This is a genomic window from Alicycliphilus denitrificans K601 (genome assembly GCF_000204645.1).
GTDB lineage: Bacteria > Pseudomonadota > Gammaproteobacteria > Burkholderiales > Burkholderiaceae_C > Alicycliphilus > Alicycliphilus denitrificans.
Genome location: NC_015422.1, coordinates 924,824 through 943,151 on the forward strand (window position 1 = coordinate 924,824; position 18,328 = coordinate 943,151).

An 18,328-nucleotide genomic window follows, 5' to 3' on the forward strand; every position below is an offset into this window, starting at 1 on the left:
TCGTATCAAAAAGATACGACTCTTCGTGGGGATGCTGGGAGGCCATGGGCGAGGTGCCCATGGCCTCCCGATATGGCCGACTCTATGGCTTTGGCTCACCACGTCGCTTGGTGCGCGGCCCGCTAGGACGCGGCTTCACTGGCCGTTCAGCGTCAATCTGCAACGGACGAAGGCGGTGCCCTTTGCTTGCCTGGCCGGCGGTGCCATACAAGCGCCGGGTTTCGGCGCTTATGTGTCCCAGTCCACGGCATGTGGCTTCGTCATCGCCGTTGGCCTTCAGATCGGCGGCAAACTGGTGGCGGAAGCAGTAGGCCGTGATCGGTTGCCTGTGATTGGGCCACAGGCTGCGCGCCAGGCGGCGTATCTCCACGGTCAAATTGACGGCGCTCCTGACCTGCGCGAACACCCGTGGTTCCGGCTGAGTATCCAACAATTCGTTGACGACAACGACCAAGGGGTGAGGATCATTGGAGTCATAGGAAATCGTGCGAAGCGGTTGGCCCTGCGAGCCTTTGACCTTGGCGCCCCTGATGCGGAAGTGGATCAGTAATTTGCCTGTGACTTCGTCTTTCCCGCGCCATACGTCAATGCCGTCCACCAGCTCACTTGGGCGGCACCCGGTCAGGGTCAACACAATGAGCGAGAACAGGTACCGGCCACCTACAGCGCGCTTGCACAGGTCAATGCGCCAATTGGCCGGTAGCCCGGCCAGTGACTGACGCTTGCTGCGGCGTTTGGCACGCTCACCTGCCATGCCTTCCTGCCGCAGACGTTGCAGCGCTTGCAGGTGTTTCAGGTGCAGAAAAAAGCGCAGGTGCAGAATTTCTGCTGCGGGCATGACCGGAGCGCTCATCTCTCGCGCCAGTTGTTCCTGCTGCGAGCCGAGGAAGTGTTCCAGCGCTACTAGGCGTTTACGAAATGTGGAAATACGGGTTGTTGATTGAACGACCGCAAACAGGCCGCCGTCAACGATCAGCGCACGCTGAAGGAGCTGCTGCGCTTGGCGCTTGTATTCAACTTTCGTCTTATACGAGGTGCTGCGCTGCTCTTGAATATCTGACGAGCGCATGGCATTCAGGACTGCCTGGCAGTGGTTTAGCAGTTCCTGCATCTTGAAAAGCAGTTCGTTCATGCGGCCTCTTGTGCAGGAGAGCCGCGCCGAGGGCATGGGGAACCCCGCAGGGGTGCCCCGTGCTCGCGCACGCGGATTAAAAGGGATTAATAAAGGATTAGGCACACTTGCGTGATGCATTTAACCTATTGTCGATATTTGATTTTTTCCTATTTGACCTGTGGATGGCTGGGTTGCTGGAGCGGTATCGTGGGGTTGCTGGAACGGGGTTGCGGGGTTGCTAGAACGGTATTAGCTGCGAAGTTTCCGGGGCTTGGCTGCCTTCTTGACCAAGTGCAGTCGCTGCGCATCGCTGCCCTTCTTCTCGACATGCACCAAGTCGCCGCGCACTGCGTAGCTGAACCCCTCGCCGTGGGCTGCGCCGGCTCCTGCAACGGCGTCCAGTGCCTTGCGCAGCGTCTTTGCATAGTCGCTCATTAGGGTGGCCTCGCTGCCGCAAAGGCGGTGCAACGTTTCGACTTTGAGCGGGAACGGCTTGGCGTGGCTGGCGTAGAAGCCGTGCAGCCATTGAGCCAGCGGCTGGCCGTCCAGTGCGTGGCGCACGGCCCAATCTACCTGCGTGAACTGGTCGGCCCCGTACAAAGCCCGCAGTGTTGATTTCCACGCAAAGCTGACTGAACCGCCCCGGCTTTCAAGGAGGCCGATTGGTTTAAGTTGACACCTCTGTCGAGGTGTCGCTGACGGCGAGTTGCCTCCAGTAGTTTGCCTCAGCTTCTGCCGGAGGGATGCCCCCAATCGGCGTGAGCAGTCGGACGTGATTGAACCAGTGCACCCACTGCAGGGTGGCCAGCTCCACGGATTCCCTGGTCTTCCAGGGTCCCCGGCGGTGAATCAGCTCGGCCTTGTACAGCCCGTTGATGGTCTCGGCCAGTGCGTTGTCGTAGCTGTCACCCCGGCTGCCCACTGATGGCTGGATACCCGCCTGGTCCAAGCGTTCGGTGTAGCGTATGGAAACGTATTGACTGCCCCTGTCGGAATGGTGCGTCAAGGCATGGGCTGCTGGCTGGCGGTCATACAGCGCCTGCTCCAGCGCATCCAGCACGAAGTCCGTTTGCATGCTGCGGCTGACCCGCCAGCCCACGATGCGCCGGGCGTACACGTCCACCACGAAGGCCACGTACAACCAGCCCTGCCAGGTGGAGACGTAGGTGAAGTCCGACACCCACAGCTCGTTGGGCCGGCTGGCCTTGAATTGCCGGTTGACGTGGTCCAGCGGGCACGGTGCCGATGTGTCCGGCGTGGTGGTGCGCACTGTCTTGCCACGGCGTGCTCCTTGCAAGCCCATGGCACGCATCAGGCGCTCGACCGTGCAGCGCGCCACTGCGATGCCCTCGCGGTTCATCTGCAGCCAGACCTTATCGGCCCCGTAGACCTGCCAGTTGGCGTGCCACACGCGCTGGATGTCGGCTTTCAAACCCTCGTCACGCTGGACGCGTTGACTGCGCAGTTGCGGGTTGCGTTGCCGGGCTGCGTGGCGCCAGTAACACGACGGGGCCATCTGCAGCACCCGGCAGATGGGCTCGACCCCGTAGTCATCACGGTGGCGGTCGATGTAGTTCTTCAAGACTTCAATCGGCGGTCGAGCTCCGCCTGCGCGAAAAACGCGCTGGCCGTCTTCAGGATGTCGTTGGCCCGGCGCAGCTCTTTGACCTCACGCTCCAGTTCCTTGATGCGCTGGGCGTCTGCCGTGGTGGTGCCGGGGCGCTGGCCGCTGTCGACCTCGGCCTTCTTGACCCAGTCATTCAAGGTCTGCGGCACGCAGCCAATCTTGGGCGCAATCGATTCAATGGCTGCCCACAGCGACGGGTAGTCGGCTCGGTGCTCCTGCACCATGCGAACGGCGCGCTCGCGGACTTCCGGGGAGAACTTCGGTGACTTGTTCATGGCTCCATCTTCTCAAGAGTTGGTGCCTCCTCGAAATCCGGGGCTGTTCAGCCCGTGTTGGCGAGTCATAACAAGATCGAGTCACTGGGACAAATTTGGGACAACGATGGGATAAATTTACTCTAAATCGGCATGAATGACGATTCAAGGCAAAAAGCCCAAGTGATTGATTCACTTGGGCTTTTTCTATGATGTCCTGGTCGGGGTGAGAGGATTCGAACCTCCGGCCTCTACGTCCCGAACGTAGCGCTCTACCAGGCTAAGCTACACCCCGATTGCGTTCCCGAACCGCCCGGAATTCAAGTCCGGCGTTCAAGTAGCTGAGCCGCTAATTGTAGCAAACCTTTGGTGTATGGATTGGCGGGAAGCTTGGCGGCGGCATCCATCGCCAGCCGGGCCTGGGCGGCGGCCGCGTCGCGGGTGGCGGTCAGGGCTCCTGTCTCGCGGATGATGGCGATGACGGGCTGGAGTTCGTCGGCGCTGCCCGTTTCGATGACGTTGCGCAGCAACTCGCGCTGCGCCTGGCTGCCGCGCTGCATGGCGATGATGAGGGGGAGCGTGACCTTGCCCTCGCGCAGATCGTCGCCGAGGTTCTTACCCATCTCCTGCGCGTCGCCATCGTAGTCAAGCACATCGTCGATGACCTGGAAGGCAGTGCCCAGTGCCTGGCCGTAGTCGGCGCAGGCCTGCTCGATGTCGGGCGTGCTGCCGGCCAGGATGGCGGCGAGCCGGGCGCTGGCCTCGAACAGCTTGGCGGTCTTGGAGCGGATGACGTGGAGGTAGCCAGCTTCGTCCAGGGATGCGTCATGGGTGTTCATGAGCTGCTGGACTTCCCCTTCGGCGATCACGTTGGTCGCGTCGGCCAGCACTTGCAGGATACGCATGCTGCCTGCCTCCACCATCATCTGGAAGGAGCGTGTGTGCAGGAAGTCGCCCACCAGCACGCTCGCTGGGTTGCCAAAGGCTTCGTTGGCGGTGGGCCGGCCGCGGCGCAGGGTGGATTCATCCACCACGTCGTCGTGCAGCAGGGTGGCCGTATGGATGAATTCCACTACCGCCGCGAGGTTGAATCGCTGCTCCCCCTTGTATTCGAGCGCGCCGCAGGTCAGCAGCAATAGTGCCGGGCGCAGGCGCTTGCCACCCGCCGAGATGATGTACTGGGCCACGCTGCCCACAAGCGGGACGGATGATTGCAGCCGCGCTGCAATGACCTTGTCCACCTCCCGCATGTCGTCGGCAATCAGGGCGAGGGTGGCGGCGGTGCTGGGGGAGTTGGCGGCCAAGGTGATCGGTGGTGGTGAAGTGAAGCGGCAATTATAGGAAGCGCCCCATGGGGCCTGGGGGGCCATCCGACACTGTGTCGCGTTGCCTGGATCGATTTTGGGTGCTTGTGATAGAATCCTCGGTTCTGTGGAAATTCGTCCGCAGAACTCCAATTTCAGATTCGAGGTTTACATGTACGCGGTCATAAAAACCGGCGGCAAGCAGTATCGCGTTGCCGCTGGCGAAAAAATCAAGGTAGAACAGATTGCTGCGGAAGTAGGCCAGGAGATCGTGATCGACCAGGTTCTGGCAGTCGGCAACGGCGCTGAACTCAAGGTCGGCACGCCCCTGGTGTCCGGCGCAACGGTGAAGGCTACGGTCGTGGCCCACGGCAAGCACGACAAGGTGCGCATCTTCAAGCTGCGTCGTCGCAAGCATTATCAGAAACGTCAAGGCCATCGCCAGCAGTTCACCGAGCTGCAGATCCAGGCGATCGCCGCTTAAATCAGGGAGCTGATCATGGCACAGAAAAAAGGCGGCGGCTCTACGCGAAACGGGCGCGATTCCAAGCCCAAGATGCTGGGCGTAAAGGCTTACGGTGGTGAGCTGATCAGCGCAGGCTCCATCATCGTGCGCCAGCGCGGCACGCGCATCCACCCCGGCGTGAACGTCGGCGTGGGCAAGGACCATACGCTATTCGCCCTGGTGGATGGCCATGTGTCCTTCGGCACGAAGGGCGCATTGTCCAAGCATACGGTCAGCGTGACGCCGGCCTGAAGGCCCTTCATCACTGACGCGACTGCAAAGCCCCGACTCGTCGGGGCTTTGTTGTTTCAGCACGGGTGCCGTCTGTGTCCGTGCGCCCGCATCGGCCGTGGTGCGGTTTTGTAAACTGGATACCCATGAAGTTTGTCGACGAAGCCTTTATCGACGTTGCCGCAGGTGACGGCGGCAACGGCTGTGTCTCGTTCAGGCACGAGAAGTACAAGGAGTTCGGGGGGCCCAATGGCGGCGACGGCGGGCGTGGCGGCCACGTGTTTGCGGTGGCCGACCCCAATCTCAACACCCTGGTCGACTTCCGCTATTCACGCCGGCACGAGGCCAAGCGCGGCGAGCATGGCATGGGCTCCGACATGTTCGGCGCGGCAGGCAGCGACATCACGCTCAAGATGCCCGTGGGCACCATCATCAGCGACGCGAATACCGGTGAGCTGCTGTACGAGCTGCTCACGCCGGGCGAGGTGGTCACGATCGCCAAGGGCGGGGACGGTGGCTTCGGCAACCTGCGCTTCAAGAGCGCCATCAACCGCGCGCCGCGCCAGAAGACGCCGGGCTGGCCCGGGGAGCGCAAGAGCCTGAAGCTGGAGCTCAAGGTGCTGGCGGACGTGGGGCTGCTGGGCATGCCCAATGCCGGCAAGTCCACCTTCATCGCCGCGGTTTCCAACGCGCGCCCGAAAATTGCCGACTATCCGTTCACCACGCTGCACCCCAACCTGGGCGTGGTGCGCGTGGGGCCGGAGCAGAGCTTCGTGGTGGCCGACATCCCCGGCCTGATCGAGGGCGCATCCGAGGGCGCGGGCCTGGGCCACCAGTTCCTGCGTCACCTGCAGCGCACGCGGCTGCTGCTGCACGTGGTGGACATGGCGCCGTTCGACGAATCCGTCGATCCCGTGGCGCAGGCCAAGGCCATCGTGGTCGAGCTCAAGAAATACGATACCCAGCTGTACGAGAAGCCGCGCTGGCTGGTGCTCAACAAGCTGGACATGGTGCCCGCCGAGGAGCGGGCCGCGCGCGTCAAGGACTTCGTGAAGCGCTTCAAGTGGAAGGGGCCGGTGTTCGAGATCTCCGCGCTGACGCGCGAGGGCTGCGAGCCGCTCGTCAAGGCCATCTACCAGCATGTGCGTGCCCAGCAACAGGCGGCACAGGCGCCGGCCGAGGTGGACCCGCGCTTCGCGGAGGGCAATCCGCCGGCTTGATGCTATTGTTAAAAGAGCTACTGGCGCTTGATGGGTAAGCGCTAGAGGCCAATTTCACTCAAATATGGTTTCCAGTGTCTTGCGCGACGCGCGTCGCATCGTTGTCAAAGTGGGGTCCAGCCTAGTCACCAATGAGGGGCGGGGCCTGGACGAGGTCGCCATCGGGGAGTGGAGCCGGCAGCTCGCGGCCCTGGTGCGCGGCGAGGGCGGCGAGCCGCGCGAGGTCATCATGGTCTCTAGCGGCGCCATCGCCGAGGGCATGAAGCGGCTGGGCTGGTCCGCCCGCCCCAGCGAGATCCACGAGCTGCAGGCCGCTGCCGCCGTGGGGCAGATGGGTCTGGCGCAGATGTACGAGACCAAGCTGCGCGAGCAGGCCATGCGCAGCGCGCAGGTGCTGCTCACGCACGCCGACCTGGCCGACCGCGAGCGCTACCTCAACGCCCGCTCCACTCTGCTGACCCTGCTGCGCCTGGGCGTGGTGCCGGTGATCAACGAAAACGACACCGTGGTCACGGACGAGATCAAGTTCGGCGACAACGACACCCTGGGCGCCCTGGTGGCCAACCTGGTGGAGGCGGACGTCCTCGTCATCCTGACCGACCAGAAGGGGCTGTACACGGCCGACCCGCGCCGCGACCCTGGGGCCCAATTCGTGCACGAGGCGCAGGCGGGAGACCCGGCGCTGGAGGTGATGGCCGGCGGCGCGGGTTCGAGCATCGGCAAGGGCGGCATGATCACCAAGATCGTGGCGGCGAGGCGGGCGGCGGGCTCGGGCGCATCCACCGTGATCGCCTGGGGGCGCGAGCCCGACGTGCTGCTGCGCCTGGCGCAGGGCGAACCCATCGGCACGCTGCTCGTTGCGCAGACGCAGAAGAAGCAGGCGCGCAAGCAGTGGATGGTGGACCACCTGCAGCTGCGCGGATCGGTGACCGTGGATGCGGGCGCGGCTGCCAAGCTGCGCGATGAAGGCAAGAGCCTACTGCCCATCGGCATGGTCGCGGTCGAGGGGGATTTCGTGCGTGGCGACGTGATCGCCGTGCGCGACGCTGGCGGCACGGAGATCGCCCGCGGCCTGGCCAATTACGCGAGCGCCGAGGCGCGCCTGCTGTGCCGCAGGCCCTCGTCCGAATTCGAGCGCCTGCTGGGCTATGCGGCTGAGCCGGAGATGGTGCACCGGGACAACATGGTGGTGTCCGGCAACTGACCCGCGCCTGGCCCCGCCGCCCGCTACTTGCGTGGCGAGCCGTGCGGGGCGTCCGCCAGCGGCGCCGGCATGCCGCCTTGCGGGTCGGGGTCGAAACTGGCCCCGGGCGGCAGCTCCATTCCGGGCTTGACCAGCAGGGAGCCGGCGCGCTGCATGGGCGCCTGCCCGCCGCCTTCGGGATCGCGCGCGCGCATGCCGCTGCGCAGGTAGCGGTTGCGCTGGTCGTAGCGCGGCAGGAAGCGCGCCAGCTCGGTGAGCGCCATTTCGTAGACGCCGCGCTTGAACTCGACCACCACGTCCAGCGGCACCCAGTAGTCGTTCCAGCGCCAGGCGTCGAACTCGGGGTGGTCGGTGGCGCGCAGGTTCAGGTCCCAGTCGTGGCCCAGCAGTTGCAGCAGGTACCAGATCTGTTTCTGTCCGCGATAGTGGCCGCGCGCATCGCGGCGGATGTACCGGTCAGGCACCTCGTAGCGCAACCAGTCCCGGGTGCGGGCAATCACACGTACCTGGTTGGGCTGCAGGCCCACCTCCTCGTGCAGTTCCCGGAACATGGCCTGCTCCGGGTTTTCTCCGCGGTCTATGCCGCCTTGAGGGAACTGCCAGCTGTGGGTGCGTATGCGCTTGCCCCAGAATACCTGGTTTCTTTGGTTGAGCAGGATGATGCCGACGTTTGGGCGGAAGCCGTCCCGGTCGAGCATAATCTAACCCCGATTCTTTAAAACTGTGGTCATTATGCACGCTGCCCTGTACGCGGCAAGCGAAGCACCCACAGTTGCCGCGCGCGTCCGATAAAAGTTCGATGAAAGCTTCCCAATTCTTCATTTCCACCCTGAAAGAGGCTCCGGCCGATGCCGAGGTCGTCAGCCACAAGCTCATGATGCGGGCCGGCCTCATCAAGAAGCTGGGGGCAGGCATCTACAGCTACATGCCCATGGGTCTGCGCGTCATCCGCAAGGTGGAGGCGATCGTGCGCGAGGAGATGAACCGCGCGGGCGCCGTGGAATGCACCATGCCCGTGGTGCAGCCCGCCGAGCTGTGGCAGGAGACGGGGCGCTTCGAGAAGATGGGCCCCGAGCTGCTGCGCATCCAGGACCGCCATGGGCGCGACTTCGTGATCCAGCCGACGAGCGAGGAAGTGGTCACTGACATCGCGCGCCAGGAGCTGCGCAGCTACAAGCAGCTGCCCAGGAACCTCTACCAGATCCAGACCAAGTTCCGCGACGAGCGCCGCCCGCGCTTTGGACTGATGCGCGGGCGCGAATTCATCATGAAGGACGCCTACAGTTTCGACCGCGACCAGGCGGGCGCCAAGGCCAGCTACCAGGCGATGGCCCAGGCCTACCGGCGCATCTTCGACCGCTTCGGCCTGCGTTACCGCGCGGTGGCGGCCGATTCGGGCGCCATCGGCGGCGACCTGAGCGAGGAGTTCCAGGTGATCGCAGCCACGGGCGAGGACGCCATCGTCTACTGCCCCGCGAGCGATTACGCGGCCAACATGGAAAAGGCCGAGGCCCTGGCGCCCGCCGGCCCGCGTCCCGCCGCGGCTGCGCCCATGACCAGGACGCCGACGCCGGGCAAGGCCACCTGCGCCGAGGTGGCCGAGCTGCTGGGCGTGCCGCTCCAGACCACCGTGAAGTCGCTGGTGCTGGCCACCGACGAGACGAACGAGGCCGGCGAGATCGTCAAGAGCCAGGTCTGGCTGCTGCTGCTGCGTGGCGACCATGACATGAACGAGATCAAGGTCTCCAAGGTGCCGGGGCTGGACAAGGGCTTCCGCTTCGCCACCGTGACCGAGATCGAGGCGCACTTCGGCGCCAAGCCCGGCTATCTCGGCCCCATCGGCTTGCGCAAGCCGGTCCAGGTCGTCGCCGACCGCGAGGTAGCGCTGATGGCCGACTGGATCTGTGGCGCCAACGAGGAAGACTTCCACATCACCGGCGTGAACTGGGGTCGCGACCTGCCCGAGCCCGACGCCGTGGCCGACCTGCGCAACGTGGTCGCGGGCGATCCCTCGCCCGACGGCAAGGGGGTGCTGGCCATCGAGCGCGGCATCGAGGTGGGCCACGTGTTCTACCTGAGCACCAAGTATTCCAAGGCCATGAACGCCACCTTCCTGGGCGAGGACGGCAAGCCGGCCTTCTTCGAGATGGGCTGCTACGGCATCGGTATCACGCGTCTGCCGGCGGCGGCCATCGAGCAGAACCACGACGAGCGCGGCATCATCTGGCCCGACGCGATCGCGCCGTTCACCGTGGTGATCTGCCCCATCGGCATGGACCGCAGCGAGGAGGTGAGGGCGGTGGCCGAGAAGCTGCATGGCGAGCTGCTGGCCAGCGGGATCGATGTGATCCTGGATGACCGCGGGGAGCGCCCGGGCGCCATGTTCGCCGACTGGGAGCTGATCGGCGTGCCGCACCGCATCACCATCGGCGACAAGGGCCTCAAGGAAGGCCAGGTGGAATACCTGCACCGCCGCGACGCCGGCGCCACCAAGGTGGGTGTGGCGGAGATCCTCGCTCACGTGAAGGAGCGCGTGGCGGCATGACGGCCGGCGTGCGACGCCGCGCATGTCTGGCGGCCCTGGCCGGTGGCCCGGCCGCGTGGCTGGGCCTGCCGGCCGCGGCGCACGCGGGGGGACAGCTCGAGGAGCCGCTCGTCGATTCCGTGCGCACGGCGCTCAGTTCCGCCGTGGCCGATCTCGCGCCGCCCGAGCCGCTGTTCGTGACCACCGAGGCGCGGCTCGTCTACCTGCGCTGGCTGGGCGCCATGAGCGACCGCCTGCGCCGCAGCAAGCCGGACTGGGAGGTGCGCCGCGATTTCCTGCAGACCGTCTGGTACGAGTCCAAGCGCGCGGGGCTCGACGTGTCGCTCGTGCTTGGGCTGATCCAGGTGGAGAGCGCGTTCCGCAAGTTTGCCGTTTCGCCCGTGGGCGCCCGCGGCTACATGCAGGTGATGCCGTTCTGGTCGCGCACCATCGGCGACGGCGACGCGGGCAAGCTGTTCCACATGCAGACCAACCTGCGCTTCGGCTGCGTCATCCTGCGCCACTACCTGGACCGCGAGCGTGGTGACCTGTACATGGCGCTGGGCCGCTACAACGGCAGCCGCGGCAAGGCGCCCTATCCGAACGCGGTGTTCGCGGCGCAGCGCCGCTGGCTGTTTCAGGACCGTTCCGCTGAGGCCTGAGCTTCTTCGCCGGCCTGCGCGGCGCGGCCGAGCCGCGAGACCATGACCTGGTCGATGCGGTAGCTGTCCACGTCCAGCACCTCGAACAGGTAGCCGCCCACGCTCACGCTGTCGGTGCGGCGCGGCACGCGGCGCAGCATCACCATGAGGAAGCCCGCCAGCGTCTCGTAGTCCCCGGCATGGGGCAGCTCGTCGATGCCGAGCGCGTGCAGCACGTCCTCGATGGGCGTCGTGCCGTCGATGAGCCAGGAGTTCTCGTCGCGGCGCACGATCTGCTCCTCGTCCGCGGGGCCCACCAGGTCGCCCATCACGGTGCTCATCACGTCGTTCAGGGTAACCACGCCCACCACCCGGCTGTATTCGTTGACGATGACCGCGAAGTCCTCGTGCACCTGGCGGAAATGCGCGAGCACCTCGGCCAGGGACAGGCGGTCGGGCACGATGAGCACCTTGCGCACCAGCCCTTCTTCGGCCAGCGAGATCGGCTGGTTCTTGAGCGCGCGCTGGAACAGGTCCTTGGCGTCCACGTAGCCCACCACGTGGTCGATGTCGCCGTCGCACACGGGGTAGGTGGAAAACGGCTCGGCGGCGATGCGCGCGCGGATCAGCTCGTCGGGGTCGTCGCGCCGGAAGAAGGCGATGCGCTCGCGCAGCGTCATGGCCGAGGTCACGCTGCGCGAGTCGAGCTCGAACACGTTGGCGATCACCTGCTGCTCCTGCGCCGCCAGCACGCCGGCGCGCGCGCCGGCCTCCATCATCGCCAGGATGTCGTCGGAGGTGACGCGCTCGTCGCGCTGCACGGGCAGGCCCGACAGGGCCAGCAGCATGTCGGCCGTGCGGCTGTAGAGCCAGATGACGGGCTTGAACAGCGTCATGCACAGCTGCATGGGCCCGATCACGCGCACCGCGAGCCGCTCGGGATTGGCCATGCCCAGGCGCTTGGGGCACAGGTCGGCGAACAGGATGAAGAGCGACGTGACCGCCAGGAACGACGCCAGGAAGCCCAGCGCCTGCGCCCGGCCCTCGGGCAACCACAGGCCGAAGAGGGCGCCGAAATAGGGGCTCAAAGTGCCCTCGCCCACGATGCCGCCCAGGATGGCGACGGCGTTGAGCCCTACCTGCACGACCGTGAAGTAGTCGCCCGGCTGCTCCTGCACGTGCAGCACGCGCGCGGCGCGGGCGTCGCCCTCGTCGGCCATCTGGCGCAGGCGCAGGCGCCGCGAGGCCGCCAGGGAGATCTCCGCCACCGAGAAAAACGCGCTGGCCGCGATCAGCAGGCCAATGATGAAGAGGCTTTCGGTCAGGGTCATGGGATGGCGCCGAGTGTAGCGGCGCGCAGCCCCGGCCCTGCGCCTATTGCATGAACCCGATGCGCCCCTTGGCGCCAGCCGCGCGCGGCAGGTCGTCCGCCTCGACGGTGGAGCGGCGGGCCAGCCGCGCGTTGCCGAAGCCGGTCATGAGTGCGCGGCGCATCTCGCGCGGCGGCATCTGCGCCAGCAGGTCGAGCACGGCCGGCTGCGGCTCGGGATCGACCAGCCGCCCCCAGTCGTGGCCCGCGCGTATGCCGTGGTACAGGTTCAGCGCGATAGCGCGGGCCTGGCTCGGCGTGGGCGCCTGCACCTGGAACACGTTCATGCGGTTGAGGATGGGCTCGGGAATGCCGCGCTCGTCGTTGGCCGTGGTGATCCAGATGACCTGGCTCGCGTCGATGGCGACCTCGGCGAATTCGTCGGTGAAGCTCTGTGCGGTGTCGTGCTCCAGCAGGCCGTAGAGCGCGCCCAGCGGGTCGTACTGCGCGTCGCCCGCGGCCTTGTCGATCTCGTCGACCACGATCACGGGGTTGGCGTACTCGCCCTCGACCAGCGCCTCGAACACCTTGCCGGGGCGCGCGCCCTTCCACTGGGACGATGCGCCCGAGAGGAGCCAGCCCGCCGTCATCGAGCTCATGGGCACGAGGCTCATGCCCGTGCCCAGCAGCTCGGCGAGCTGGCGCGCGAAGTGCGTCTTGCCGATGCCGGGCGGGCCCAGCAGCAGCATGGGCGTGACCTCCAGCCCGTCGCGGCTGTCCTGCGCCAGGGCGACGTGGCGCTTCACGTCGTCGAGCACATCGGTGAAGTTGGGCAGGTGCTCGTAGAGCGGCACCATGTCGGGCACGCCCGAGGGCTTGACCTGGAAGCGCTCGGGGCCGCGTTCGAGCATGCGTTCATAGACGACGCGCAGGTTCTCGTATTCGCGCTGGCTGCCCGCTTCCTGCAGGCGCGCGAGCCTGCGCTCGACGTCGCCGGGGTGGAACACGCTGCGCATCTGCGCCACCGGCAGCGACAGGCCAGAGGTTTGGGGGACGAGGCTGTGACTGGTCATGGCACGTTTCCTGATTCCCAAGCAATACACGCAATGATTCAAGCACGGCGCGCGCCGGCCGTTTGTCGGAACAATCCCGCATTCGCCGGGCAGAAAAAACCGCTCCGGAGAGCGGTTGGTTCCTGCGCGCGGGGAAGGGTTCAGCCGGCCTGCTGCTGGGTGCCCAGCACCTGCTGCAGCTCGCCAGACTCGTACATCTCCATCATGATGTCCGAGCCGCCGATGAATTCGCCCTTCACGTAGAGCTGAGGGATCGTGGGCCAGTTGCTGTAGTCCTTGATGCCCTGGCGGATCTCGTCGTCCTCCAGCACGTTCACGGCGGCGATGTCCTTGGGATCGACGCCGCAGGCCTTGAGGATCTGGACGGCGCGGCCCGAGAAGCCGCACATGGGAAAGCTGGCGTTGCCTTTCATGAACAGCAGGATGTCGTTGGATTTGACCAGTTGGTCGATGCGTTGCTGGACGTCGCTCATAGGGTGTGTACTCCTGGAAGAGGGGCCCTGGGGCAGGGCGGTAACTCGGGATTATTTCACTGCCGGCCAGCCGCGGGCATTGACCCGCCTGTGCATCGGGCTATGCCGGCCAGGTCGTCGCGGCTCTGGACCCGGGCCAGGCCCGCGGCGCGCAGCAGCGCCTGAACGGCGCCGGCCTGGTCCCAGCCGTGCTCCAGCAGCAGCCAGCCGCCGGGCGCGAGCAGCGCGGGCGCCTGGGCGGCGATGGCGCGGATGTCGTCCAGCCCGTCGGCGCCGCTGGCCAGGGCCGAGAGGGGTTCGTGCGCGAGCGCGGCCAGGTGCGGGTCCTGCGCGGGGATGTAGGGCGGGTTGCTCACGATGGCGTCGAACGGCCCGGCGATGCCCGCGAGCCAGTCGGCCTGCACGAACCGCACGGGCAGGCCCAGCCGCTCGGCGTTGGCGCGGGCCACGGCCAGGGCGCCGGCGCTGGCGTCCACGGCCAGCACCCGGGCGTCGGGGCGCGCGTGCTGCAGCGCCAGGGCGATGGCGCCGCTGCCGGTGCCCAGGTCGGCCACGCGCGGGGCGGGCAGGGGGGCGAGCAGCTCCAGCGCCCAGTCCACGAGGATCTCGGTGTCGGGGCGCGGGTCGAGCACGCGGGCGTCCACCCGCAGGGGCAGGCCGTAGAACTCCTTGCTGCCCGTGAGGTAGGCCACGGGTTCGCCAGCCGCGCGGCGCGCGCACAGCGCCTGGTAGCGGGCCAGGGCGGGCGCGTCCAGCGGGTCGGTGTCGTGCGCGAGCAGCCAGGCGCGGTCGCCGGTGGGGCGGCCCAGCGCGTGCAGCAGCAGCATCTGCGCGTCGATGCGCGCCAGGCCCCGGGCCTGCGCCCGTGCGAGCGCCTGGGCGATGGTTGCTATTCCATCCATAGCTGTTTGCGCTTGTCTGGCGGGCGCTGGAGGCCGATTTTGCTCAAACCGCGGTTTCGAGCTCGGCCAGCAGCTCGGCCTCGCGCGCGTGCTGCAGGGCCTGCAGCACTTCGCCCAGGTCGCCTTCCATGACGGCCAGCAGCTTGTAGAGCGTGAGGTTGATGCGGTGGTCGGTGAGCCGGCCCTGCGGGAAGTTGTAGGTGCGGATGCGGTCGCTGCGGTCGCCGCTGCCGATGAGCCCCTTGCGCAGCGCCGCCTCCTTGGCGGCGCGCTCGCTGCGCTCCTTTTCCTGGATGCGCGCCTGCAGCACCTGCAGGGCCTTGGCCTTGTTGGCGTGCTGGCTGCGCCCGTCCTGGCATTCGGCGACGATGCCGGTGGGGAGGTGCACCACGCGCACGGCGGAGTCGGTCTTGTTGATGTGCTGGCCGCCCGCGCCGCTGGCGCGGAAGGTGTCGATGCGCAGGTCGGCGGGGTTGAGTGTGATGGCCTGGGCCTCGTCGGGCTCGGGCATGACGGCCACGGTGCAGGCACTGGTGTGGATGCGGCCCTGCGTCTCGGTGGCGGGCACGCGCTGCACGCGGTGGCCGCCGGACTCGAAGCGCAGGCGGCCATAGGCGTGGTCGCCCTCGATGCGCAGCACCACTTCCTTGTAGCCGCCGAGCTCGCTCTCGTTGGCGCTCATGACCTCCACCTTCCAGCCCTGCGTGGCGGCGTAGCGCGTGTACATGCGCGCGAGGTCGCCCGCGAACAGGGCCGATTCGTCGCCGCCCGTGCCGGCGCGGATCTCGACGAAGGCGTTGCGCTCGTCGTCCGGGTCCTTGGGCAGCAGCATGCGCTGCAGCTCGTCCTCCAGCTGCGCGAGCTCGGCCTCGGCGGCGGCGATCTCCTCCTGCGCCATCTCGGCCATGTCGGGGTCTTCGAGCATTTCGCGCGCGCCCTCCAGGTCGGCCTCGCGCTGGCGGTAGCGCGCGTAGCGGCCTGCCACGGCGGTCACGTCGGCGTGCTCGCGCGAGATGGCGCGGTACTGCTGCATATCGGCCATGATGTCCTCGCGCGAGAGCAGGAAGTCGAGTTCCGAGAGGCGCTGGGCGTAGCGTTCCAACTGGCTGCGGAGAAAGGGTTTCATGGGGTTGGGGGATGAAATGGGTTTTGCTACCATTTTGGTAGCTGCTAGCGCTTGTCTGGAAAGCGCTGGGGGCCGATTGGGCTGATAGGACGCGGGCGCCGCTAGAGCCCGTTGCGGGAGCTGGAGCGCAGGAACAGGCGCGAGACGGTCTGCGCCGTCTGGGCGCGCGTCTCGGCGTCGCCCGCGCGCAGCTCGGCCATGGTGCCGTGCAGCATCTTCTGGGTGAGGCCGCGCGAGAGGGCCTCGAGCACCGTGTCGATGTCCTCGCCCTTGGCCAGCAGCTTCTTGGCGCGCGCGATCTCCAGCGCGCGCCACTCGTCGGTCTGGGTGTTGAGCTGCCGGATCAGCGGCACCACGCCGCCGGACGGGCCCGCGGCCGGGGTGCGCAGCTCCATCCAGTGCATGAAGCTCTGGACGCCGGCGTCGATGATGGCCTCGGCCTGCGCCACGGCGGCCTGGCGGTGGGCCTGGGCGGTCTGCACCACGCTGGCCAGGTCGTCCACGGTGTAGAGGTACACGTCCTCGAGCTGCTTGACCTCGGGCTCGATGTCGCGCGGCACGGCCAGGTCCACCATGAAGATGGGGCGATGGCGGCGCTTCTTGAGCGCGCGCTCCACGGCGCCCAGGCCGATAATGGGCAGGGTACTCGCGGTGCAGCTCACCACGGCGTCGAACTCGTGCAGGTGGTCGGGCAGGTCGGCCAGGCGCATGACCTCGCCGCCGAAGCGCGTGGCCAGCTTCTCGCCGCGCTCCAGCGTGCGGTTGGCGATGGCGATCTGCTTGGGATTCCTGGCCGCGAAGTGCGTGGCGCACAGCTCGATCATCTCGCCCGCGCCCACGAACAGCACGCGGATCTTGGACAGGTCCTCGAACAGCTGGCCCGCCAGCCGCACGGCCGCCGCGGCCATGCTGATGCTGTGCGCGCCGATGTCGGTGCTGGTGCGCACTTCCTTGGCCACGGCGAAGCTGCGCTGGAACAGCTGGTTGAGCGTGGTGCCTAAAGCGCCCGCGCCTTTGGCGGCGCGCACGGCGTCCTTCATCTGGCCGAGGATCTGCGCCTCGCCCAGCACCATGGAGTCGAGCCCGCTGGCCACGCGGAAGGCGTGGCGCGCGACCAGGCCACTTTCGAGCGTGTAGGAGTGCGAGCGCAGCAGCGAGGGGCTCACGCCGCCGCTGGAGGCGAGCCAGTCCAGCGTGTGGTCCAGGGCCGGAGCCTCGGCGGCGCAGTAGATCTCGGTGCGGTTGCAGGTGGAGATGATGGCCGTCTCCACGTCTGGGTGGCGGCCCGCTCCCTGGGCCAGCGACTGGCGCAGCCCGTGCAGCGTGGGCGCGATTTGGTCCAGGGCGAACGCGAAACGGCCCCGCAGGTCCAGCGGGGCGGTGTGGTGATTGATGCCTAGGGCCCAGACTGCCATGAGGCGGAATTATAAAATCGGCCGCGCGATCGGGCAGGCCGCCGCGCCAATGCCTTGATCTGCATCATGTCTCCATGAGCCCGCTCGCCGCCATCAACCACCTGCTGAACTTTGCCGCTCCCGCCCTGGCGGTGGCCGTGCTGCTGGTGTCGTTCGCCCATGTATTCATGCGAAAAATGGCGAAAACGCATGGCTGGCTTGCGCCAATAGCTATCAACTTCATAGTCGGCTGCGCGGTGCTGGCCGCGGGCCTGGTGCTGCTGGGGCGCGACGGCCGCATGTTGACCTACGCCGCCCTGGTGCTGGCCTGCGCTACCAGCCAGTGGCTGCTGCTGCGCGCCTGGCGCTGATACGGGGTTACCTTCAACCGTATAACGTTGTTGGGGCGCCTTGCCGTGCTACTGCACTGTCTGCGGCGCCCCGCCTAGTTATCCGCTTGAATGTAAATCCGTATGAAGCAGCGCGCTCAGGCGCAGGCGGCCGCCTGCTCCAGCAGCCATGCGCGCAGGTTCTCCAGCGCCGGGCTGGGCGCGCGGCCGGCGGGGCGGCACAGGTGGTAGCCGCGGTCCAGCAGCACGGGCGGCTCCAGCGCGATGGCCACGGCGATGCGCCCGGCGGCCAGCTCGGGCTCCACCAGGGCGCGCTGCACCACGGCCACGCCCATGCCGGCGATCACGGCCTGCACCAGCAGCGACACCTGGTCGAAGTCCGCCGCGGGCACGAGCGGCCCGTGCGCGCAGCCCACGTTGGCGAACCAGTGCGCCCAGTTGCCCGGGTAGTTGGTGTGGAACAGCAGCGGCCGCGCGAGCAGGTCGGCCGGCGTGCGCAGCTGCGGCAGGTCCGCGGGGCGGCACAGGGGCACGAGCTCGCGCCCCACGAGGTATTCGGCCGTGATGCCCGCGGGCCAGTCGGCCTGGCCTATGCGGATCCAGGCGTCGATGTCGGGCGCGGAGAGCGGGTCGTCGCGCCGGTAGGGCGCGAACGACAGGCCTATGCCCGGGTGGCGCGCGGAGAAGTCGGGCAGGCGCGGGATGAGCCAGTGGCTGAACAGCGTGGGCGGCACCGACAGGCGAAGCTGGCGTGGGCTGCGCCGCGTGCGCACGGCCAGCGTGGCCGATTCGATGGCAGTGATGGACGGGCCCACGGCGTCCAGGTAGTCGGCCCCGGCGCGCGTGAGCACGCTGCGCCGGCCCTCGCGCTCGAACAGCGCCACGCCCAGGTGCTCCTCCAGCCGGGCGATGGCGCGGCTGATGGCGCCCTGCGTCACGTGCAGCTCCCCGGCCGCGCGCGAGAAGCTGCCCAGGCGCGCCGCGGCGGCGAAGGCGTGGAGCTCGGGCAGGGAGGGCGAGTGCATGCGCATGGTAGGAGGGCGACGGTGCGATGTATGAGCGCTGGTAATGGGTCGG

The 18,328-nt window shown here is 67.2% G+C and carries 19 protein-coding genes, 1 tRNA gene and 1 other annotated feature; of the genes, 7 read left to right on the forward strand and 13 right to left on the reverse strand.

Annotated elements, in window-relative coordinates:
- Nucleotides 1-82: 82 nt before the first annotated feature.
- From ALIDE2_RS04405 to ALIDE2_RS04430, 5 genes are all read right to left on the reverse strand, one after another.
- The gene (locus ALIDE2_RS04405) at nt 83-1,132 is read right to left on the reverse strand and encodes a site-specific integrase (RefSeq protein WP_041700637.1); all 1,050 of its coding nucleotides are present in this window, start codon (nt 1,130-1,132) and stop codon (nt 83-85) included.
- A 231-nt stretch (nt 1,133-1,363) separates the two neighbouring features.
- A complete protein-coding gene (gene trfA / locus ALIDE2_RS25410; protein WP_337999171.1) occupies nt 1,364-1,867 on the reverse strand; it encodes a plasmid replication initiator TrfA in 504 nt (167 codons plus the stop codon).
- Nucleotides 1,782-3,016 (reverse strand): IS3 family transposase gene (locus ALIDE2_RS04415; protein ID WP_085945337.1). Its coding sequence is split into 2 segments (ribosomal slippage): nt 1,782-2,728 and nt 2,728-3,016, totalling 1,236 coding nucleotides; the frame shifts between segments, so codons are not numbered across the junction. Before ALIDE2_RS04415 ends, trfA begins: the two co-directional genes overlap by 86 nt.
- Nucleotides 2,622-2,738, reverse strand: a sequence feature (AL1L pseudoknot). Its footprint overlaps the gene before it by 117 nt.
- Nucleotides 3,017-3,213: 197 nt before the next feature.
- Nucleotides 3,214-3,290 (reverse strand) — tRNA-Pro (locus ALIDE2_RS04425).
- Between the two features lie 25 nt (nt 3,291-3,315).
- The gene (locus tag ALIDE2_RS04430; protein WP_041700640.1) at nt 3,316-4,299 is read right to left on the reverse strand and encodes a polyprenyl synthetase family protein; all 984 of its coding nucleotides are present in this window, start codon (nt 4,297-4,299) and stop codon (nt 3,316-3,318) included.
- 172 nt (nt 4,300-4,471) lie between these two features.
- Here ALIDE2_RS04430 and rplU point away from each other — a divergent pair, with 172 nt between their 5' ends.
- The 4 genes from rplU to proB all read left to right on the forward strand — a co-directional run bounded on the left by rplU (nt 4,472) and on the right by proB (nt 7,459).
- Nucleotides 4,472-4,783 carry a 50S ribosomal protein L21 gene (gene rplU / locus ALIDE2_RS04435; protein ID WP_011804285.1) on the forward strand — a complete coding sequence of 104 codons (312 nt, stop codon included), beginning with the start codon at nt 4,472-4,474 and terminating at the stop codon, nt 4,781-4,783.
- Between the two features lie 15 nt (nt 4,784-4,798).
- Nucleotides 4,799-5,056 (forward strand): 50S ribosomal protein L27, encoded by a 258-nt coding sequence (gene rpmA / locus ALIDE2_RS04440; protein WP_011804286.1) that lies wholly within the window; start codon nt 4,799-4,801, stop codon nt 5,054-5,056.
- A 125-nt stretch (nt 5,057-5,181) separates the two neighbouring features.
- Nucleotides 5,182-6,255: an Obg family GTPase CgtA gene (gene cgtA / locus ALIDE2_RS04445; RefSeq protein ID WP_013721487.1), complete on the forward strand. Its 1,074-nt coding sequence runs from the start codon at nt 5,182-5,184 to the stop codon at nt 6,253-6,255.
- Between the two features lie 64 nt (nt 6,256-6,319).
- A complete protein-coding gene (gene proB / locus ALIDE2_RS04450; protein WP_013517816.1) occupies nt 6,320-7,459 on the forward strand; it encodes a glutamate 5-kinase in 1,140 nt (379 codons plus the stop codon).
- Between the two features lie 23 nt (nt 7,460-7,482).
- Here proB and ALIDE2_RS04455 read toward each other — a convergent pair whose 3' ends face one another.
- Complete coding sequence (locus tag ALIDE2_RS04455; protein ID WP_013517817.1) at nt 7,483-8,157, reverse strand: RNA pyrophosphohydrolase; 675 nt, start codon at nt 8,155-8,157, stop codon at nt 7,483-7,485.
- A gap of 101 nt (nt 8,158-8,258) precedes the next feature.
- Here ALIDE2_RS04455 and ALIDE2_RS04460 point away from each other — a divergent pair, with 101 nt between their 5' ends.
- Together ALIDE2_RS04460 and ALIDE2_RS04465 are read left to right on the forward strand one after the other, a co-directional pair.
- Nucleotides 8,259-10,004, forward strand: coding sequence for a proline--tRNA ligase (locus tag ALIDE2_RS04460; protein WP_013721488.1), 1,746 nt, complete (start codon nt 8,259-8,261; stop codon nt 10,002-10,004).
- A complete protein-coding gene (locus ALIDE2_RS04465; RefSeq protein WP_013517819.1) occupies nt 10,001-10,645 on the forward strand; it encodes a lytic transglycosylase domain-containing protein in 645 nt (214 codons plus the stop codon). The genes ALIDE2_RS04460 and ALIDE2_RS04465 overlap by 4 nt, the downstream gene beginning before the upstream one ends.
- Here the strand turns inward: ALIDE2_RS04465 and paeA are convergent.
- From paeA to hemA, 6 genes are all read right to left on the reverse strand, one after another.
- Complete coding sequence (gene paeA / locus ALIDE2_RS04470; RefSeq protein ID WP_013517820.1) at nt 10,621-11,955, reverse strand: polyamine export protein PaeA; 1,335 nt, start codon at nt 11,953-11,955, stop codon at nt 10,621-10,623. The two genes, ALIDE2_RS04465 and paeA, sit on opposite strands and share 25 nt — an antisense overlap.
- 43 nt (nt 11,956-11,998) lie before the next feature.
- The gene (locus tag ALIDE2_RS04475) at nt 11,999-13,006 is read right to left on the reverse strand and encodes an AAA family ATPase (RefSeq protein ID WP_013721489.1); all 1,008 of its coding nucleotides are present in this window, start codon (nt 13,004-13,006) and stop codon (nt 11,999-12,001) included.
- A gap of 140 nt (nt 13,007-13,146) precedes the next feature.
- Nucleotides 13,147-13,479 carry a Grx4 family monothiol glutaredoxin gene (gene grxD, locus ALIDE2_RS04480; RefSeq protein WP_013517822.1) on the reverse strand — a complete coding sequence of 111 codons (333 nt, stop codon included), beginning with the start codon at nt 13,477-13,479 and terminating at the stop codon, nt 13,147-13,149.
- A gap of 56 nt (nt 13,480-13,535) precedes the next feature.
- Entirely contained in the window at nt 13,536-14,381 is an 846-nt protein-coding gene (gene prmC, locus ALIDE2_RS04485; RefSeq protein WP_013721490.1) for a peptide chain release factor N(5)-glutamine methyltransferase, read from the reverse strand.
- A gap of 43 nt (nt 14,382-14,424) precedes the next feature.
- Nucleotides 14,425-15,507, reverse strand: coding sequence for a peptide chain release factor 1 (prfA, locus tag ALIDE2_RS04490; protein ID WP_013517824.1), 1,083 nt, complete (start codon nt 15,505-15,507; stop codon nt 14,425-14,427).
- A 101-nt stretch (nt 15,508-15,608) separates the two neighbouring features.
- Nucleotides 15,609-16,922, reverse strand: coding sequence for a glutamyl-tRNA reductase (gene hemA / locus ALIDE2_RS04495; protein ID WP_013517825.1), 1,314 nt, complete (start codon nt 16,920-16,922; stop codon nt 15,609-15,611).
- A 74-nt stretch (nt 16,923-16,996) separates the two neighbouring features.
- On the opposite strand from hemA, the gene ALIDE2_RS04500 reads away from it, so the two are divergent.
- Nucleotides 16,997-17,272: a hypothetical protein gene (locus ALIDE2_RS04500; RefSeq protein ID WP_013721492.1), complete on the forward strand. Its 276-nt coding sequence runs from the start codon at nt 16,997-16,999 to the stop codon at nt 17,270-17,272.
- A 116-nt stretch (nt 17,273-17,388) separates the two neighbouring features.
- Here the strand turns inward: ALIDE2_RS04500 and ALIDE2_RS04505 are convergent, their stop codons facing one another.
- Nucleotides 17,389-18,282, reverse strand: coding sequence for a LysR substrate-binding domain-containing protein (locus tag ALIDE2_RS04505; protein WP_013721493.1), 894 nt, complete (start codon nt 18,280-18,282; stop codon nt 17,389-17,391).
- Between the last annotated feature and the right edge of the window lie 46 nt (nt 18,283-18,328).